The organism is Pseudomonas sp. B13(2017) (genome assembly GCF_002113245.1).
Lineage (GTDB): Bacteria > Pseudomonadota > Gammaproteobacteria > Pseudomonadales > Pseudomonadaceae > Aquipseudomonas > Aquipseudomonas putida_Z.
Genome location: NZ_NEJX01000012.1, coordinates 141,017 through 159,669, shown reverse-complemented (window position 1 = coordinate 159,669; position 18,653 = coordinate 141,017). Strand labels below are relative to the sequence as shown.

The 18,653-nt window shown below is 61.3% G+C and carries 17 protein-coding genes and 2 pseudogenes; 13 read left to right on the top strand and 6 right to left on the bottom strand.

Features of this window, described 5'->3' with window-relative positions; all coding sequences use genetic code 11:
- The first annotated feature begins 287 nt into the window (after positions 1-287).
- From CAG44_RS16965 to CAG44_RS16945, 5 genes are all read left to right on the top strand, one after another.
- On the top strand, positions 288-1,904 hold the full coding sequence (locus CAG44_RS16965) for an APC family permease (RefSeq protein WP_015271365.1): 1,617 nt from the start codon (positions 288-290) through the stop codon (positions 1,902-1,904).
- A 148-nt stretch (positions 1,905-2,052) separates the two neighbouring features.
- On the top strand, positions 2,053-2,979 hold the full coding sequence (locus CAG44_RS16960) for a 4-hydroxyproline epimerase (protein WP_085692567.1): 927 nt from the start codon (positions 2,053-2,055) through the stop codon (positions 2,977-2,979).
- A gap of 45 nt (positions 2,980-3,024) precedes the next feature.
- On the top strand, positions 3,025-3,972 hold the full coding sequence (locus CAG44_RS16955) for a dihydrodipicolinate synthase family protein (RefSeq protein ID WP_085692566.1): 948 nt from the start codon (positions 3,025-3,027) through the stop codon (positions 3,970-3,972).
- A gap of 152 nt (positions 3,973-4,124) precedes the next feature.
- Entirely contained in the window at positions 4,125-5,702 is a 1,578-nt protein-coding gene (locus CAG44_RS16950; protein WP_085692565.1) for an aldehyde dehydrogenase (NADP(+)), read from the top strand.
- Between the two features lie 2 nt (positions 5,703-5,704).
- Positions 5,705-6,952 (top strand): FAD-binding oxidoreductase, encoded by a 1,248-nt coding sequence (locus tag CAG44_RS16945; protein WP_085692564.1) that lies wholly within the window; start codon positions 5,705-5,707, stop codon positions 6,950-6,952.
- A 15-nt stretch (positions 6,953-6,967) separates the two neighbouring features.
- Here the strand turns inward: CAG44_RS16945 and xenA are convergent.
- Positions 6,968-8,038, bottom strand: a pseudogene (xenA, locus tag CAG44_RS16940) (xenobiotic reductase XenA); the annotation flags it as partial.
- 50 nt (positions 8,039-8,088) lie between these two features.
- Here xenA and CAG44_RS16935 point away from each other — a divergent pair.
- Positions 8,089-8,424: a helix-turn-helix transcriptional regulator gene (locus CAG44_RS16935; RefSeq protein WP_085590625.1), complete on the top strand. Its 336-nt coding sequence runs from the start codon at positions 8,089-8,091 to the stop codon at positions 8,422-8,424.
- Positions 8,425-8,544: 120 nt separating this feature from the next.
- Here CAG44_RS16935 and CAG44_RS16930 read toward each other — a convergent pair whose 3' ends face one another.
- The 4 genes from CAG44_RS16930 to CAG44_RS16915 all read right to left on the bottom strand — a co-directional run bounded on the left by CAG44_RS16930 (position 8,545) and on the right by CAG44_RS16915 (position 12,223).
- Positions 8,545-9,162 carry a metalloregulator ArsR/SmtB family transcription factor gene (locus CAG44_RS16930; protein WP_085692563.1) on the bottom strand — a complete coding sequence of 206 codons (618 nt, stop codon included), beginning with the start codon at positions 9,160-9,162 and terminating at the stop codon, positions 8,545-8,547.
- Complete coding sequence (locus tag CAG44_RS16925; RefSeq protein WP_085692562.1) at positions 9,162-9,806, bottom strand: hypothetical protein; 645 nt, start codon at positions 9,804-9,806, stop codon at positions 9,162-9,164. The genes CAG44_RS16930 and CAG44_RS16925 overlap by 1 nt, the downstream gene beginning before the upstream one ends.
- 260 nt (positions 9,807-10,066) lie before the next feature.
- A complete protein-coding gene (mqo, locus tag CAG44_RS16920) occupies positions 10,067-11,704 on the bottom strand; it encodes a malate dehydrogenase (quinone) (protein ID WP_075046052.1) in 1,638 nt (545 codons plus the stop codon).
- A gap of 327 nt (positions 11,705-12,031) precedes the next feature.
- Positions 12,032-12,223, bottom strand: coding sequence for a YhfL family protein (locus CAG44_RS16915; RefSeq protein WP_003254720.1), 192 nt, complete (start codon positions 12,221-12,223; stop codon positions 12,032-12,034).
- A gap of 257 nt (positions 12,224-12,480) precedes the next feature.
- On the opposite strand from CAG44_RS16915, the gene CAG44_RS16910 reads away from it, so the two are divergent.
- The 7 genes from CAG44_RS16910 to CAG44_RS16880 all read left to right on the top strand — a co-directional run bounded on the left by CAG44_RS16910 (position 12,481) and on the right by CAG44_RS16880 (position 17,230).
- A complete protein-coding gene (locus CAG44_RS16910) occupies positions 12,481-13,098 on the top strand; it encodes a LysE family transporter (RefSeq protein ID WP_025340245.1) in 618 nt (205 codons plus the stop codon).
- Positions 13,099-13,538: 440 nt separating this feature from the next.
- A complete protein-coding gene (locus CAG44_RS16905; RefSeq protein ID WP_025340251.1) occupies positions 13,539-13,802 on the top strand; it encodes a hypothetical protein in 264 nt (87 codons plus the stop codon).
- Between the two features lie 136 nt (positions 13,803-13,938).
- Complete coding sequence (locus CAG44_RS16900) at positions 13,939-14,211, top strand: DUF3077 domain-containing protein (protein ID WP_025340252.1); 273 nt, start codon at positions 13,939-13,941, stop codon at positions 14,209-14,211.
- 339 nt (positions 14,212-14,550) lie between these two features.
- A complete protein-coding gene (locus tag CAG44_RS16895; RefSeq protein ID WP_085590629.1) occupies positions 14,551-14,859 on the top strand; it encodes a type II toxin-antitoxin system RelE/ParE family toxin in 309 nt (102 codons plus the stop codon).
- Entirely contained in the window at positions 14,856-15,206 is a 351-nt protein-coding gene (locus tag CAG44_RS16890) for an addiction module antidote protein (RefSeq protein ID WP_085590631.1), read from the top strand. Before CAG44_RS16895 ends, CAG44_RS16890 begins: the two co-directional genes overlap by 4 nt.
- Before the next feature lie 260 nt (positions 15,207-15,466).
- Entirely contained in the window at positions 15,467-15,673 is a 207-nt protein-coding gene (locus CAG44_RS16885; RefSeq protein ID WP_085590633.1) for a hypothetical protein, read from the top strand.
- Between the two features lie 255 nt (positions 15,674-15,928).
- A complete protein-coding gene (locus CAG44_RS16880; protein ID WP_085590635.1) occupies positions 15,929-17,230 on the top strand; it encodes a hypothetical protein in 1,302 nt (433 codons plus the stop codon).
- 129 nt (positions 17,231-17,359) lie between these two features.
- Here the strand turns inward: CAG44_RS16880 and umuC are convergent.
- A pseudogene (gene umuC / locus CAG44_RS16875) lies at positions 17,360-18,635 on the bottom strand (translesion error-prone DNA polymerase V subunit UmuC).
- Positions 18,636-18,653 lie beyond the last annotated feature (18 nt).

Genomic DNA, 18,653 nt, shown 5'->3' with positions numbered 1-18,653 from the left:
TGGGAGCGGGCGCGCCCGCGAAGAGGCCAACGATACCCACATACCTCTACAGCCCTTGCTCGGTATGGCTTACAGCCTATCCACCACCTTGCCATCCCGCCATTTCTTTTTTGCAACTGTGCCGATTTCGTCATCCCCCCTGCAGAAAACCATCAAGAACCGCCGCCCCGATCGGTCCACTCTATGCCCCACGCAAGCCGCCCCAAGTCCTACAAGAGCGCGGCCCAAAAAGCCGCATCTCGTGACATCAGACCTGCCTATCCAATAACCAACAAAAAGGCGAACCCATGTCAGGCAAATTCAAAAAACAGTTGTCATTGCTGGACCTCACCTTCATCGGCCTAGGTGCCATCTTCGGCTCCGGCTGGCTGTTCGCCGCCAGCCACGTCTCGGCCATCGCCGGCCCGGCCGGCATCCTGTCCTGGTTCCTTGGCGGCTTCGCCGTACTGTTGCTGGGCATCGTCTATTGCGAACTGGGCGCCGCCCTGCCACGTGCCGGGGGCGTGGTGCGCTACCCGGTGTACTCCCACGGCCCGCTGCTCGGCTACTTGATGGGTTTCATCACCCTGATCGCCTTTTCCAGCCTGATCGCCATCGAAGTGGTCGCTTCGCGCCAATACGCCGCCGCCTGGTTCCCCGGGCTGACCAAGGCCGGCTCCAGCGACCCGACCGTGCTCGGCTGGCTGGTGCAGTTCGCCCTGCTGGGGCTGTTCTTCTTCCTCAACTACCGCAGCGTGAAAACCTTCGCCAAGGCCAACAACCTGGTCAGTGTGTTCAAGTTCATCGTGCCGCTGCTGGTGATCGGCGTGCTGTTCACCTTCTTCAAGCCGGAAAACTTCGAGGTCCAGGGCTTTGCCCCGTTCGGTCTGTCCGGCGTTGAAATGGCGGTATCGGCCGGTGGCATCATCTTCGCCTACCTGGGCCTGACGCCGATCATTTCGGTGGCCAGCGAGGTGAAGAACCCGCAACGCACCATCCCCATCGCGCTGATCCTCTCGGTACTGCTGTCCACCGCGATCTACGCCCTGCTGCAACTGGCCTTCCTCGGCAGCGTGCCGACCGAAATGCTGAGCAACGGCTGGGCCGCAGTGACCAAGGAACTGGCCCTGCCCTACCGCGACATCGCCCTGGCCCTGGGTGTGGGCTGGCTGGCCTACCTGGTGGTGGCCGACGCGGTGATCTCGCCCAGCGGCTGCGGCAACATCTACATGAACGCCACCCCGCGCGTGGTCTATGGCTGGGCGCAGACCGGCACCTTCTTCAAGTACTTCACCCGTATCGACGCCGAGTCCGGCATCCCGCGCCCGGCGCTGTGGCTGACCTTTGGCCTGTCAGTGTTCTGGACCCTGCCGTTCCCGTCCTGGGAAGCGCTGATCAACGTGGTTTCCGCCGCCCTGGTACTGAGCTACGCCGTGGCCCCGGTCACCGTCGCCGCCCTGCGCCGCAACGCCCCCGACATGCCGCGCCCGTTCCGGGTCAAGGGCATGGGTGTGCTCGGTCCACTGTCATTCATCATCGCAGCGCTGATCGTGTACTGGTCGGGCTGGAAGACCGTGTCGTGGCTGCTGGCCCTGCAGATCGTGATGTTCGTGCTTTACCTGCTGTGCGGCCGCTTCGTGCCGACCCAGCACCTGTCGCTGGCCCAGCAAGTGCGCTCGTCGGCGTGGCTGATCGGCTTCTACGCGGTGACCATCCTGCTGTCGTGGCTGGGCAGCTTCGGCGGCCTGGGAGTACTCGGCCACCCGTTCGACACCGTGGTCGTGGCCGCTTGTGCGCTGGGCATCTACTACTGGGGCGCTGCCACCGGCGTGCCTGCCCACCTGGTGCGCCTGGAAGGTGAGGACGAAAGCGAAGCCAGCCATGAACCTCTGGTAGGCCAGCGCCCGGCTGCACTGGCTCCGTAACGGCTACTGGCCCTATCGCTGGCAAGCCGGCTCCCACAGGGTCCGCGCTGACCCAGAGGCCGATGCAATACCTGTGGGAGCTGGCTTGCCGGCGATGAGGCCCGCACAAACAGCACAAGACTTGGCTGATCAAAGAATGGACAAGCTCATGAAACAGATTCACGTCATCGACTCGCACACCGGCGGGGAACCGACTCGCCTGGTGATGAAAGGCTTCCCGCAACTGCATGGCCGCAGCATGGCCGAGCAGCGCGACGAGCTGCGCGAGCTGCACGACCAGTGGCGCCGCGCCTGCCTGCTGGAACCACGTGGCAACGATGTGCTGGTCGGTGCGCTGTACTGCCCACCGGTAACGGCCGACGCCACTTGCGGGGTGATCTTCTTCAACAACGCTGGCTACCTGAACATGTGCGGCCACGGCACCATCGGCCTGGTCGCCTCGCTGCAGCACCTGGGCCTGATCGCACCGGGCGTGCACAAGATCGATACCCCAGTCGGCCAGGTCAGCGCCACCCTGCATGAAGACGGCGCCATAACCGTCGGCAACGTGCCGTCCTACCGCTACCGCCGGCAGGTACTGGTGGACGTGCCCGGCCATGGCCTGGTGCGTGGCGACATCGCCTGGGGCGGCAACTGGTTTTTCCTCGTCTCCGAACACGGCCAGCGCATCGAACTGGGCAACCGCGAGGCGCTGACCGAGTACACCTGGGCGATGCTCAAGGCCCTCGAGGCCCAGGGCATCACCGGTGAAAACGGTGCCCCCATCGACCACGTCGAACTGTTCGCCGACGACGCCAACGCCGACAGCCGCAACTTCGTGATGTGCCCCGGCAAGGCCTACGACCGCTCGCCCTGCGGCACGGGCACCAGCGCCAAGCTGGCCTGCCTGGCCGCCGACGGCAAGCTCGACGAAGGCCAGACATGGGTACAGGCCAGTATCACCGGCAGCCAGTTCCAGGGCCGCTACGAGCGCGACGGCGAACGCATTCGCCCGTTCATCACCGGCCGCGCCTACATGACCGCCGACAGCACCCTGCTGATCGACGAACAGGACCCGTTCGCCTGGGGCATCTGACCCCGGCTTTTTCCAAAAAATCGAATATCGCGAGGAGTGACAACAATGACCAACAACATCTTCACCGGCACCATGCCCGCCCTGATGACCCCCTGCACCGCCGAGCGCAAGCCGGACTTCGACGCCCTGGTGCGCAAGGGCCGCGAGCTGATCGAGGCCGGCATGAGCGCCGTGGTGTACTGCGGCTCGATGGGCGACTGGCCGCTGCTGACCGAAGCCGAGCGCCAGGAAGGCGTGGCGCGCCTGGTGGCCGCCGGCATCCCGACTATCGTCGGCACCGGCGCGGTGAACACCCGTGAAGCAGTATCCCACGCCGCCCACGCGGCCAAGGTTGGCGCCGCCGGCCTGATGGTCATCCCCCGCGTACTCAGCCGCGGCGCCTCGCTGATTGCCCAGAAGCACCACTTCTCGGCCATCCTGGCAGCCGCGCCGAAGCTGCCGGCGGTGATCTACAACAGCCCCTACTACGGCTTCGCCACCCGCGCCGACCTGTTCTTCGAACTGCGCAGCGAGTTCCCCAACCTGATCGGCTTCAAGGAGTTCGGCGGCGGTGCCGACCTGCGCTACGCCGCCGAGCACATCACCTCCAAGGATGACGACGTGACCCTGATGGTCGGCGTCGACACCCAGGTGGTGCATGGCTTCGTCAACTGCAACGCCACCGGCGCCATCACCGGCATCGGCAACGCCCTGCCGCGTGAGGTGCTGCACCTGGTGAGCCTGAGCAAGCAGGCGGCCAAGGGTGATGCCAAGGCCCGCCGCCTGGCGCGTGAGCTGGAGGCGGCGCTGGCGGTGCTGTCGTCGTTCGATGAAGGCTGCGACCTGGTGCTCTACTACAAGCACCTGATGGTGCTGAACGGTGACAGCGAATACAGCCTGCACTTCAACGAAACCGACGTGCTGACCGACGCCCAGCGCAACTATGCCGAGCAGCAGTACGCGCTGTTCCGCAACTGGTACGCCAGCTGGTCGGCTGAGCAGAACATCGCCTAAGCAGCCACTGCTTTCTCTGTGGGAGCGGGCATGCCCGCGAAGCAGGCGACTCGGTGCCTGGCACCGGCTTTGCCGGTGTTCGCGGGCTCGCCCGCTCCCACAGGGTAAACAGTACACCCTTGCAACTGCATGTAATTTCCCAAGGAGGCTCCATGACCCTCACAGGCAACCTGCTGATCGGCCAGACGCCGGTAACCGGCAGCCGCGAAGCCATCCGTGCCATCGACCCGGCCACCGGCCAGGCGCTGGAACCGGCCTACCTCGGCGGCACCGGCGAACACGTGGCCCAGGCCTGCGCCCTGGCCTGGGCGGCGTTCGATGCCTACCGCGAAACCTCGCTCGAGCAACGGGCACAATTCCTCGAAACCATCGCCACGCAGATCGAAGCGCTGGGCGATGCCCTGATCGATCGCGCCGTGGCCGAAAGCGGCCTGCCCAAGGCGCGCATCCAGGGCGAACGTGGCCGCACCTGCACCCAGCTGCGCACCTTCGCCCGTGTGGTGCGGGCCGGCGAATGGCTGGACGTGCGGGTCGACAACGCCCTGCCTGAGCGCCAGCCCCTGCCGCGTGCCGACCTGCGCCAGCGCCAGGTGGCCCTGGGGCCGGTGGCGGTATTCGGCGCCAGCAATTTCCCATTGGCCTTCTCGGTGGCCGGTGGCGACACCGCCTCGGCCCTGGCCGCCGGTTGCCCGGTGGTGGTCAAGGCCCACGGCGCTCACCCGGGCACCAGCGAGCTGGTCGGCCAGGCAGTCGCAAAGGCCGTGAAGCAGTGCGGCTTGCCGGCCGGTGTGTTTTCGTTGTTGTACGGTTCCGGTCGTGAAGTGGGCATTGCGCTGGTCAGCGACCCGCGCATCAAGGCCGTTGGCTTTACCGGCTCGCGCAGCGGTGGCATTGCGCTGTGCCAGGCGGCCCAGGCTCGCCCGGAGCCGATCCCGGTGTACGCCGAAATGAGCTCGATCAACCCGGTGTTCCTGTTCGACACCGCCCTGCAGACCCGCGCCGAGGCACTGGCACAAGGCTTCGTCGCCTCGCTGACCCAGGGTGCCGGCCAGTTCTGCACCAACCCCGGCCTGGTGATTGCCCGCCAGGGGCCGGCGTTGCAGCGTTTCATCGACGCCGCCAGCGAACACGTGCGCCAGGCTGCGGCGCAGACCATGCTCACCCCGGGCATCTTCAGTGCCTACCAGGCCGGTGTCGGCGCCCTGGCCGCAAACGCCAATGCCCAGGCCGCCGCCAGTGGCCAGGCCGAGCAAGGCCCCAACCAGTGCCAGGCGCAGCTGTTCGTGACCCAGGCCGAAGCGTTCCTCGCCGACCCGGCGTTGCAGGCCGAAGTCTTCGGTGCGGCGTCGCTGGTGGTGGCCTGCGCCAACGATGAGCAAGTGCGCCAGGTGGCCGAGCATCTGGAAGGCCAACTGACCGCCACCCTGCAATTGGACGATGCCGACATCGACAGCGCCCGCGCGCTGCTGCCGACCCTTGAGCGCAAGGCTGGCCGCATCCTGGTCAATGGCTGGCCGACCGGTGTAGAGGTATGCGACGCGATGGTCCACGGCGGGCCGTTCCCGGCCACCTCCGATGCCCGCACCACCTCGGTGGGCACGGCGGCGATCCTGCGCTTCCTGCGCCCGGTGTGCTACCAGGACTTCCCCGATGCCCTGCTGCCGCAGGCGCTGAAACACGGCAACCCGCTGCAACTGCGGCGCCTGCTCGACGGTAAACGGGAAGGCTGAGCATGGTCGAAACCGCTGAAACCGATATCGCCGTGGTCGGCGCCGGCATTGTCGGCGTCGCCTGTGCCCTGCAACTCGCGCGCCAGGGCCGCCGGGTAACCCTGGTCGACCGCCAGGCACCCGGCCAGGGCGCGTCCTACGGCAACGCCGGGCACCTGGCCACCGAGCAGGTATTCCCGATTGCCGACCTGTCGATTCTCAAACGCCTGCCGCGCATGCTGCTGGACCCGATGGGCCCGCTGCGCCTGGACTGGAAGTACCTGCCCAAGGCCATGCCGTGGTTCACCCGCCTGCTGCTCAACCTGCGCCCGGGCCCGTTTCAGCGCAGCGTGGCCGGCATCCGCACGTTGAACGAAGGCAGCCTGGGTGCCTGGCAGCGGCTGCTGGGTTCGATCGGGCGCAGCGAGCTGTTCCAGGAAGATGGCTCGTTGCTGGTGTTCGAGCGGCCGGAGTCGCGCCAGGCCCTGGAGGCCTTGCGCGCGCGCATGCAACAGCAGGCGGTGCCGGTGGACTTCTGGTCGGCCGACACCGTGCGCGAGGCGGCGCCGCAACTGAGCCCGTCGTTGCAGGGTGGGCTGTTCTTCCCACGTACCGGGCACTTCATCGACCCTTACCGGGTGGTGTGCGAACTGTTCGAAGCGGCCAAGGCCAGTGGCGTGCGCTTTGTACAGGCGCAGGTCGATGGCGGACGGCTGCACAGCGGCGGGGTCAGCCTGGCCAGCGACCAGGGCACCCTCGATGCCCGCCAGGTGCTGATCAGTTGTGGTGCGCATTCCGCGCGGTTGACCGGCGCGCTGACCGGCAAGCAAGTGCCGCTGGACACCGAGCGCGGCTACCACCTGATGTTGCCTGGCGAGCATCAGCGTTTGCCGTTTGCAGTTACATCGCTGGAGCGCAAGTTCATCATGACGCCCATGGCCGAGGGCTTGCGCCTGGCCGGCACGGTGGAATTCGCCGGGCTGGACGCGCCGCCGAGCATGCAGCGGGCGTGGCAGTTGCACCGCTTGAGCAAGGGGTTGTTCCGGAGGGACCTGAGTGTTGAAGGAGCGACGCCGTGGATGGGCTTCCGGCCTTCGTTGCCAGATTCGTTGCCGGTGATCGACCGGGTGTGTGATGGGCGGGTGCTGTTGGCGTTCGGGCATCAGCACCTGGGGTTGACCCAGGCGGCGGTGACGGCGGAATGGGTGGGGCGGTTGGCTGACAGGGAGAGTGGGGCTGATATGGCGGCTTACCGGTTGGATCGGTTCTAAGATTCGGGGGCCGCTGTGCGGCCCATTCGCCGGCAAGGTCCAGGAGGCTTTCTCCACGCCCAACTCCTTGGCCGCAAAGTAAGCCCAGTGCGGGTCTGCCAGGTGCGCACGCCCTACCGATACCAGGTCCAGCTGGTTGGCCTGCAGCGCCGCTTCCGCCAGTTGCGGCGTACCAAACCCCCACGCCGAGGTCACCGGCAGCTTCGCCTCACGACGCACGCGCTCGGCAATCGGCCCCATGAACGCCGGGCCCCATGGGATCTTGGTGTCGGGAATGGTAAAGCCGACACTCACGCTCAGCAGGTCGAGGCCGCCAGCCTTGAAGCGGCGTGCCAGTTCGATCGACTCTTCCAGGGTCTGCTCATCGCGGCCGTCGTATTCCAGCACACCAAAACGCGCGGTCAGTGGCAGGTTCTCTGGCCATACCTCACGCACCGCTGCCAGGGTTTCCAGCAGGAAGCGGCTGCGGTTGTCAAAGCTGCCACCGTAGGCGTCGGTACGCTTGTTGGAGTGTTCGGAGAAGAAGCTCTGGCCCAGGTAACCATGGGCAAAGTGCAGTTCGATCCACTCGAAACCGGCATCGCGCGCACGGCGGGCGGCATCGACGAAGTCCTGCTTGACCCGGGCGATGTCGTCCAGGGTCATCTCGCGCGGCACTTGTGGCAGGTGCGCGCCGAAGGCGATGGCGGACGGGGCGATGGTTTCCCAGCCGCGGGCGTCGTCGGCGGCAATGTGGTCGTCACCTTCCCACGGGCGGTTGGCGCTGGCCTTGCGCCCGGCGTGGGCAATCTGGATACCCGGCACGGAACCGGCGGCCTTGATTGCCTGCACCACCGGCACGAAAGCCTGGGCGTGGGCATCGCTCCAGATACCGGCGCAACCGGGGGTGATGCGCCCTTCCGGTGCCACGGCAGTAGCCTCGACCACCAGCAGGCCGGCACCGCCACGGGCCAGGCCGGCCAGGTGCACGTGGTGCCAGTCGTTGATCATGCCGTCCTCGGCCATGTACTGGCACATCGGCGGAATGGCAATGCGGTTGCGCAGGGTGACGTCCTTGAGGGTATAGGGTTCGAACAAGGCGGACATGAGCAAGCTCCCGGGCTGTCTGATTACGATAGTTCGATCATAATCGAACTATGGCAATTAATGATAGCCCCGTTATCATGACGACCATGCGAGCCTATCAACATCCCAACTCTGAAGACCTTACCTTGGAACGCCTGCTCTATGCCCTGAGCGACCCGGTGCGCCTGGGTATCGTGCGCCACCTGGCGGGCGTGGCCGAAGCCAGCTGCGGCGAGCTGGACGGTGGCCGGCCGAAGTCGAGCATGTCCCACCATTTTCGCGTGCTGCGTGATGCGGGGTTGGTGCATACCCGCAATGTGGGGACTACCCATATGAATTCGTTGCGTAGCGAGATGCTGGGGGAGCGGTTTCCCGGGTTGCTGGACTGCATTCTGCGGCAGAGCTGATTTTTCCTGCCCCGGCCCTATCGCCGGCAAGCCAGCCCCCACAGGTACTCCACAGTTCCTGAGACCTGTGGAGTACCTGTGGGGGCTGGCTTGCCGGCGATAGGGCCAGAACAGGCAACATCAGTTCTCTTTCTTGCCCAGGGCAAACCGGCACACCTGCCCTCCCCTGAGCATGCACTCCTCATGGCTGACCTCGGCCCCACCCAAGGCCCCGATCAGCGCCAGGTCCAGCTCGCACACCACCGGGTGCGCCTTGGCCAGGTGATGGAACACGCAATTGTGCGCAACGATCTGCGGCTCGCCCCCCGAGCGGAAGAACACCTGCGCCTCATACCCGGCATTGTTCATGTGCTCGACGATGCGTGCTTCATCCACCACTTGATGCTCCCGGTCCGCCGCCAGCTTGCGCCCCAGCTGGCGCATCAGCGCCAGCAACGCCTCCTGCCCCAGCAAGCCGGCCACTTCCTCAATCAGCAGGTTGGCCAGCAACGGGTACTGCCGCGGGAACAGTTCACGGGCCTGTTCGGTCAGCTCGTGCAACTGCTCCGGGCGTCGCCCGGTGGGCCGGGTAGCGCCACGCTTGACCAGGCCGTCGCGCTCCAGCGCTGCCAGGTGCTGGCGCACCGCCGTGCGGGTGATGGCCAGGGCCTGCGCCAGGTCGTCGATGCTCATGCCGGCCGGCTGGATCAGCAACGCATGGAGCAGGTCCTGTTGAGTACGGCCCAGGCCTTCGAGCATCAGAATTTGTCCGGGAACTGTTTGACCAACGCCGCAGCCAGGGCGTCGGACAGGGTCAGGATATGCTCGCGCATCATCGCCCAGGTGCGCGCCTCGCCCACGTAGTCAGCGGCCGCCAGCTGGTCGATCTGGGCCACGTGGTGCCCGCCGTGGGCGCTGAGCAGCGTCAGCAGGGTCGGTTCGGGCAGGTTCGGGTTGGCCTTGGCCAGGAACGCAGCGATGGCCTTGGCATTGCTGGTCAGCTCATTGACCGCGGCTTGCTGGCCTTTTTTGTCCTTGGCCACGGTGGCGTCGCTGTAGTGCTTGATGGCGCCCCAGTGGCCGGCCAGCAGTTTCAGCAACTGATCGGCGGCGGGCTGGCCGTACAGCGGGGCAATGCTGTTGGCGATCCTGGTAGCGTTGGCAACCACTTCCTTGGCAGCGACTTCAGCCTCCTTGGCGTTACCGGCCTGGTTGGCGACAGCATAGTTGCGCGCCCAGAAGATGTGCTCGACCCAAAGGTCGCGCAGGGCCATGCGCGTGGTCATTGCAGCAGATTCGGCGGGTTTGGCGGCGGGGGTTTCGCTGGAGTAGGAGTAGCTTTGGCTCCATGCCGGCTGGGCGCACAGGGCGAGCAGCAGTAAGGCGGCAATCTTGATGTTCATGACGGCACCCTCCTGGAGGGGGATCGACTGACAAGATTAATTTAAGCATCAAAATATGTTTTTATTGAGGCTGAGCTGGGTTTCCGATCAGTGGTTTCCTGAACTGGCCTCTTCGCGGGTAAACCCGCTCCCACAGGGATAGCGCCAAGCCTGTGGCCAGCGCGGTCCCTGTGGGAGCGGGTTTACCCGCGAAAGGGCCGGAACAGGCAACAAAAAAGCCACGAGGTCTCCCCCGTGGCTTCTGTCACAACAATGGCCAATTACAGCGCCATGTCATTCTCAGGCTTGCTCTCGACCGGCTGGCTCGGTGCAACCGTGGTGCCGACGCTTTCGTCGATCACCGGTGGCTTCTCGAGCTGCAGCACTTCAGCGGTGTAGTTCCACTCTTTCTGGGTGGCCGCCGCCGAGTCGTTCAGCTTGGTGCCGTAGCTTGGCACGATCTGCTTGATCTTGGCCTGCCACTCAGGGGTAGCGACCTTCTCCTTGAACACGGTTTCCAGCACGTTCAGCATGATCGGTGCCGCAGTCGAGGCACCTGGCGATGCACCCAGCAGGCCGGCGATGGTGCGGTCTTCGGAAGCGACCACTTCGGTGCCCAGCTTCAGCACGCCGCCCTTCTCGGCATCACGCTTGATGATCTGCACGCGCTGACCGGCCTGCCACAGGCGCCAGTCTTCCTTCTTGGCGTTCGGGAAGTAGGTGCGCAGGGCTTCGAAGCGGTCGTCGTCAGACAGCATCAGCTGGCCAGCGAGGTATTCCACCAACGGGTACTGATCGATGCCGACCTTGGTCATCGGCCACACGTTGTGGGTGGTGGTGCTGCTCAGCAGGTCCAGGTACGAGCCGTTCTTCAGGAACTTGGTCGAGAAGGTGGCGAATGGGCCGAACAGGATCACGCGCTTGCCATCCAGCACGCGGGTGTCCAGGTGCGGAACCGACATGGGTGGCGCGCCGGTCGAGGCGATGCCGTAGGCCTTGGCCATGTGCTGCATGGCCACGGTCGGGTTCTCGGTCACCAGGAACGAGCCGCCCACCGGGAAGCCTGCGTATTCCTTGGCTTCAGGAATGCCCGACTTCTGCAGCAGCTTCAGCGCGCCGCCGCCGGCACCGATGAACAGGAACTTGGCGTCGGTGGCCGATTCGCTACCGTCCTTCAGGTTCTTGTACTCGACGTGCCACGAGCCGTCCTTGTTGCGGGTGATGTCCTGCACTTCGCTGGACAGCTTCAGGTCGAAGTTTTCCTGGGTTTTCAGGTGGCCGACAAACTGGCGGGTGATCTCGCCGAAGTTGACGTCGGTGCCGATTGGCGTCCAGGTCACGGCCAGCTTCTGGTTAGGGTCGCGGCCTTCCATCATCAGCGGGACCCACTTGGCGATCTGCGCGTGGTCCTCGGAGTACTGCATCGGGCGGAACAGCGGGCTGGCCTGCAGTGCGTCGTAACGCTTCTTCAGGAACTTGATGTTGTCATCGCCCCACACGAAGCTCATGTGCGGCGTGGTGTTGATGAACGAATGCGGGTTCTTCAGCACGCCCTGGCGGACCTGCCACGACCAGAACTGGCGGGAGATCTGGAAGGCCTCGTTGATTTCGATGGCCTTGGTGATATTGACGTTGCCGTCCTTGTCTTCCGGGGTGTAGTTCAGCTCGGCCAGCGCGGAGTGGCCGGTACCGGCGTTGTTCCAGCCGTTGGAGCTTTCTTCGGCCACGCCATCCAGGCGCTCGACCATTTCCATCGACCAGCTTGGCTCCAGCTCGTGCAACCACACGGCCAGGGTCGAGCTCATGATGCCGCCGCCGACCAGCAGCACATCTACTTTCTTGGTTTCTGCGGCGTGCGCTTGCATGACGCTTGCAGCGACAGCCAGACCCAGCAAGGTCTTGCCAGCTTTCTTGAACATTGATCGATTCCAGTCAGGAGAACAGGGGGTGGGCCTGTGGCTGGCCCAAGTAAAGCATGTTCTGCAGCGCAGGCTTGTTGTTGATCATTGTTCAGCAGCCAGAGAACCAGAAAACGACTCGGCCTTTTGTCGAATTGACCGACAAGGCTGAATCGTTTTTCCGATTGTAGCTCAAATGCCAGCACAAACAAATTGCCACCCGGAGCGTCAAGGCGACGGGTTGCCTCAGTGGCAGATTGTCACGCGAAAAAACAAAAACCCCGGCCATGTACATGACCGGGGGCCTTGGATCACGCCGCAAGCGTCGCGATCAGGGTACCGCCAAGATTACTGCTGCTGAGGCAGTTTATCGATCGGGCCGCAGCCACCGATGATCTTGGAGATGGAAACCGAAGGGTGGAACAGGTAGTCGTAGGTGCAGTTTTTCGGCTGGTTGTAAACCTGGCCAGTGCAACCCGACAGCAGGGCAACACCCGAAACGACAGCAACGGCTACGGTAGCCTTGAACAGCTTTTTCATACTAAGTCCTTTAAATGAATCATCTTCGGCCATCATTCTGATGGCGGCGGGATGATACAGAACCCAGGCATTGGATCCAAGCCGCAAAGTGCACTGGCTGGTTGCACGTGTGCAACAACAAGTTGCCCTTGTAGGAAATTTCTCGCACTTCTGAAAATTCAGAGCTTGTTTCCAATTTCCTGGTAGACGGTTGAAAAGCGGGCCGGTGGCAACGATAGTCTTGAACTCTGCCTACGCACCACCAACAGGAGTTCCCCATGCTCGGCGTCACAGACTACGGCGCGTTCGTCATCGCCTTCATCATCGTCCTGGCCATCCCCGGCCCGGGCAACTTCGCCCTGATCACCGCCACCGGCAAGGGCGGAATCAAGGCCGGCATGGCCGCGACCTGCGGGGTGATCCTGGGTGACCAGGTGCTGCTGTGGCTGGCGGTGGCCGGCGTTGCCACCCTGCTGGCGGCCTACCCTGCCGCCTTCCACGTGGTGCAGTGGGCCGGTGCTGCGTACCTGGCCTACCTGGGCCTGCGCATGCTGCTGAGCAAACCCGGAGGCGCGCCGCGGGCCAGCCGCATGGACAACGGCCAGTACCTGCGCCAGACCATGATGATCACCCTGCTCAACCCCAAGGCGATCATGTTCTACATGGCGTTCTTCCCGCTGTTCGTCGACCCGGTGAAGCACCAGGGGCTGGTGACCTTCGGCTTCCTCGCGGCGACGGTGGCAGTGGTGACCTTCCTGTACGGGTTGATTGCCGTGGTGCTGACGCACCAGTTGGCCGAACGCATGCGCGCCAATCCGCGGATTGCCAATATGTTCGAGCGGCTGGCGGGGGCTTGCCTGGTGGGGTTCGGCATCAAACTGGCGGCAATGCGCTGAAGGCCCTGGGGGGCGCTTTGCGCCCCTTTCGCGACACAAGGCCGCTCCTACAAGCGATCGCACCAGGCTGGACCTGTGCGCGATCCCCTGTAGGAGCGGCCTTGTGTCGCGATGGGCCGCAAAGCGGCCCCCGGTCCTACAGCTGAAACTCAGAATTATCCCCTTCCCTGTAGGCCATTTCCCAAACATACTGCCAACCCGCTCAAACTGTTGCGACGGATTGGGTCGCGCTCTAGTCTCGGCTTGTCGTTGTCAACTCAACGACCGGCTTTGACAGGCCGACAACTTCTCCGTGCACGTACACCCGTTATGGCGGCAGTACGTGGGGCACCTCGTGTGCGCCGAGTCTCCGGAGTCCTCGGTCTGTCAACCCGCGTACCGCTGCCACCCTCTTGTTTGACAGCAAGTCCGTAGCAGCTCGACTGACTCTGGAGCTAACTATGCGCAAGATGGTCCCCGATCCACCCCACTCCCTCGATTCCACCCAGGCTCTGCAAGACACCCTGGTCCAGTCCTCAGAGTACGTACTCTGCGCCCTGTTCGTGGCCCGCCAATCCGTGCAACTCAAACCCACGGCCCCGAGTTCGATCGTGATGCAGGCCGTGATCCATGAAATGGAAGCGGTACAGGGCCTGGTCGAGTCGGCATTGATGCAATTGCAGATGCAGGCCCATTTACCGGCTGAGCCACGAACTTTGCACTAGCAGGCCTGGCCTCTTCGCGGGCACGCCCGCTCCCACAAGGGTAATCATTGCCCTCAAGTACTGCGCCGTACCTGTGGGAGCGGGCGCGCCCGCGAAGAGGCCGGCCCAGACACCCAAGATTCCAGGGAGAAAAACAATGCCCACCGACGACACAAAGCAACCCACCACAGTCGGCAAGACCTGCTTCTACCAAGGCGAAAACAACACCCACCCGCTGTTCCGCATCGAACCCGGCATCCCCTGCCAGGACGCCCGCGAACAGGCATCCGAACTGATGGGCTACGTCCGCGACCTGATCATCACCGGTTTGATGGATGGCGACCAGAAGCTGATCTGGGCCTCGCATTACCTGAGTGCGATGGCCAAGGCGCTGTTGGATGATGCTGAATTGGGGATGATGAAAAAATAAGAAAAAAGAAGCCCTTGGAAACGCAAAACACCCAGGGGCTTCATTCATCGCATCTCGTCGCGATCACTCCCAAATACGCTCCGGCCCCATGCGGTAATGCGACCTCTTCCATCGCGATGTAGTCCATTTCCCAAACAAACATCAAACCCGCTGTATTCGTTGCCAGTGCAAAGCCCGCACCTTAGCCTCGTCTCTTCATCGCCATTCAGACCAACGCAGGAAGGCGATCGTCGGGCTAGGCGCAACCAACCATTGCGTAATGGCCTCCACCTCGTTTCCGCAGGACCACTCGGTCACTCATTCATCGACAAGGAGTAGCCACTAGGCTACATTTAATGCATGCCGAATCAGATCGACACAACGTCTGAATTTGAAGATTGGCTGGATGGCGTAAAAGACCCAATCGGCAGAGGTGCTGTCACCTCAAGGATTGCCAGAGCCGAAAATGGCAGCTTCGGTGATACCGAATCGGTTGGCGATGGTGTCAGTGAGATGCGCGTGTTTGTCGGCCCCGGATATCGAATCTACTTCGTACGAACGGGCCCAACCCGCTACCTGATGCTCTATGGCAGCGATAAAACGGATCAACACAGAGCCATCAAACGAGCCAAGGAAATCCTTGATGCAGTACGAGGTAAAAAACGATGAGCGACAAGTCCACCCCTGAAGACATGCCAATCCTTGATCTGGACTTGAGCAATACCAAACGATTCGAGGCATCCCGGTTTCTCGACAGCCCAGAAACCATCGCAGCATTTCTGGCAGAGGCTATGAAGGCTAACGATGCTCAAATCCTGATGCATGCCCTGGGTGAAGTGGCAAAAGCCAAGGGCGTGAACCAGTTTGCGCAAGACGCTGGCGTCAATCGCGAGTCTCTCTACAAAACTTTGAAGGGCGGCGATAAAACCCGATTTTCTACAATTCAGAAGCTGATGCTTGCCTTGGGCGTAGAACTCACCGTCAGGCCGCTCAAGAAGCTCCCCGCGTCTTCATAGACTCGCCCGCGCAATTGGGATGCTCGCTACAAACAACTTCGCGCCACACAACGAAAAAGCCCCTGGTAACTTTCGTTCCCAGGGGCTTCATCTTGTATGGCGGAGAGATAGGGATTTGAACCCGCCCGAGGATCTCAATAGGCCTCCGGAGGCCAGCATAAACGGCTATTCTGGCTTTAGCGGATGGCCTGCATAGGCCTAACACGCCCTAGGATTTGCCCTAAATTTGCCCTAAGAATTCTCGTATCTGGAGCATGCGCATGGATGACCAAGCCTCGACCACAGCTGACACCCGTGAGCTGTTGCATCTGAACCAGATCGCAATCAGAGCAGCTCTGGAGGAGCTCTCGCTATGGGTGAGCCATCGCGGCTCAGTCCACATACATGAAAACGTCATGGCCGCGTTAGCGACCCTCGATATCCATGCTGAGGCGATCTCATCCGGGGTAGAACGCCTGCGGGCGTGAGCGATCCCGCAAGCAGCACGCCGCTGACAGAAGCCACATGATCAGCGCCGATGATGGATTGGGCATAGTTTTCTTGGAGCCCTTACTCCACTAGGCCTGTAGGCACTGCTAGTTTAGCTTGTACCAATTTTTCCAAACCAATCCAGCGCCTCCACCTTCCCTCTTCATGTATCCAATGGCAATCTGCCCTCAACGCTAACCTGCGCTATGCCTTCTGCGTCGAAGCTTTACAACATTCCATAATACGAGGTGGTTATGAGCAGCTTCTCGATTGAGAATATTTCAAAAGACATCCACTCCCCCAAGACAAGCAAGTACTTCGAAGAAGTAATTTCATCATATCAAAATGGAAATTATCGCTCCGCCGTTGTCATGCTTTGGTCTGTAGCTGTGTGCGACATAGTTCACAAACTTCAAAACCTTGTAGACATTTACAACGACACCACTGCAAAACAAATTCTCGATGAGATGAGTGCAGCTCAAGAAGCCCAACCAACATCATCAGCTTGGGAAATAGCCTTATTTGAAGAGGTTTTCAAAAAAACAGAACTACTAGACTCACCAGAAATTGAAAACTTAAGAAGTCTACAGAAGCAACGACATCTTTCCGCACATCCGATATTGAACAGAGACCGAGAGCTACACTCCCCCAACAAGGACACCACAAGAGCTTTATTGAGAAATACATTAGAAGGACTACTCATCAAGCCACCCTTCTATACAAACAAAATAATAAACGAACTTCTTGCAGATCTTTTAGAGTCTCACGAGGCGCTCAACACCCGAGAAAAAGTCAATCAATATATTGAAAACAGATACCTTCGCCGTTTGAAGCCCGATGCCCAGATGGCTCTATATAGAAGCTTCTGGAAATTCACATTCAAACTGAATAATGAGGAATGCACTAAACATCGCAAACTTCACCTACACGTTCTCGAATGCATCAACGATCGGCAACACTTGCGCATCCCGGACGCCATTAGAGGCGACCACGACTTTTACGGAAATATCGCTTCTGGCGGAGATGCATTAACCTATATGGTTTATTATCTAGCCAGAAACCCTGGGCTTTTCGAATGCCTGCCGGAAGCCGCACAGCTGAAAATTTCACACCACATCGAGAATGACACAGACAGCAGAGTCCTAGGCTGGTTCATCCGACCCAATCTCGAAGCCCACTACACTGATCTTTTAGCTTGGATCACCGGAGATGACTATCCAACGATAGACTCAGAACTCTGGACTATAATCCTCCGGTTTGAAGATTCTGTAGAGTGGCAGAGAAACTGCTGCAAGCTCATGGCGGCTTATTACTGCGCAAGCGTAAGCTTCAATTCTGCAGACTTCAGATTTCAAAGTTCGATCCAACCAAACCTAGAACTATTCGACATTGAAGCACTTCAATTCCTACTGCAAAGTATACGACTAAATAATCAGACATATCATCGAGGACGAGCCGAAGCCGATCACACCAAAATCATAGCGCGAATCACCACGGTAGACTCCACGTTTGATTACAGCGAGCACCCACATTTTTTAAGGCTAATCGAAAACTGAGTATCGAGCAAACATCGATTGCGCTGAAAAGCATTAACTTGAAAAGCGCCCAAGCCATTATACGGAACATTGGGCGCTTTTTGTGTCTAAAATCGAAGCTGCAAAAAACGTAGAATGGCAACCTCACTTTCAACGGGCATAAACTGTCCAAAGTTGATCGACCTGCGTCGTATAAGACTGACTCATCATTTCTCGACGCATCCCCCAATCGGGGGCGCGAGGGACGCTCCCAGCCCGTACTGTTCCTCTGCCATACCGGTCGTTGATTTTATCGAGCGCCAACATCAGCCGGCCACTGGCCACGGGCTGTGCGAGCGCGAATAGGTCATCAGTGAACTCCCCAGGCTGCCGTAGATCGAGCAGCAACACCTCGGCCTTGCTGTAACGATAGCCGGCCTGGTAGACCCGCTCCACAGCTTCCGTTGCAGCCCTGGTTAGCAGAAAGGTGTCATTGGTGGGGTACGGCAGGTCTACCAAGGCCCCCTTGGCGAAGTGGAGTTCGTTGGGGTTGAACATTCCAGTACGGATTGATACTCGCATGCGCTTGCACACCGAGCCTTGGGCGCGGAGCTTCTCGGCTGCCCGCCCGGTGTAGGTGGCCACTGCCTGCTGGATCGGCGTCAGCTCCGTCAATCGCCTCCCGAACATCCGGCTGCAGCAGATCTCCTGCTTCGGGTGATCTGCCTCATCAAGTTCAAGGCATGGCGTGCCGGCCAGCTCACGCGCAGTCTTCTCCACCACCACACTGAACTTGTCGCGCAACATTCTCGGATCCGCTTTGGCCAGCTCCATCGCCGTGTGGATGCCCATGGCCTCCAGGTGCGCAGTCAGCCGCCGGCCGATACCCCCACACCTCTTTCACCCCCGTGTTACGAAGCACCCAGTCGCGCTTGAAGTCGTCTGTTATGTCGACCACACCGCCTGTCTGCGCTTGCAAGCGCTTTGCGGTGTGATTGGCGAGCTTCGCCAAGGTCTTAGTACGGGCGATCCCCACACCGACGGGGATGCCCGTGCAGCGCAGCACCTTGGCGCGTACGTCCCGGCCGAATTGGGTGAGACAGCCCTTCATGCCTGTGAAATCTGCGAAGCACTCATCGATCGAATAGACCTCGGCCGCGGGCACCATGGACTCGATCAGGGACATAACCCGCTCGCTCATGTCGCCATACAGCGCGTAGTTCGACGAGAACGCCACAATGCCATGCCGGCTAAGCTTCTCCCTTACCTGAAAGTAGGGCTCCCCCATCTTCACGTACGGCTTTGCATCGTACGACCGGGCGATTACGCACCCATCGTTGTTGCTCAGCACCACGATGGGAGTCTTGGCCAGATCCGGACGGAAGATTCGCTCGCAGCTCGCATAGAACGAATTGTTCCGGGGCTTGCTAAAGGTTAGGAATGAAATAGGCTTATAAACAATGAT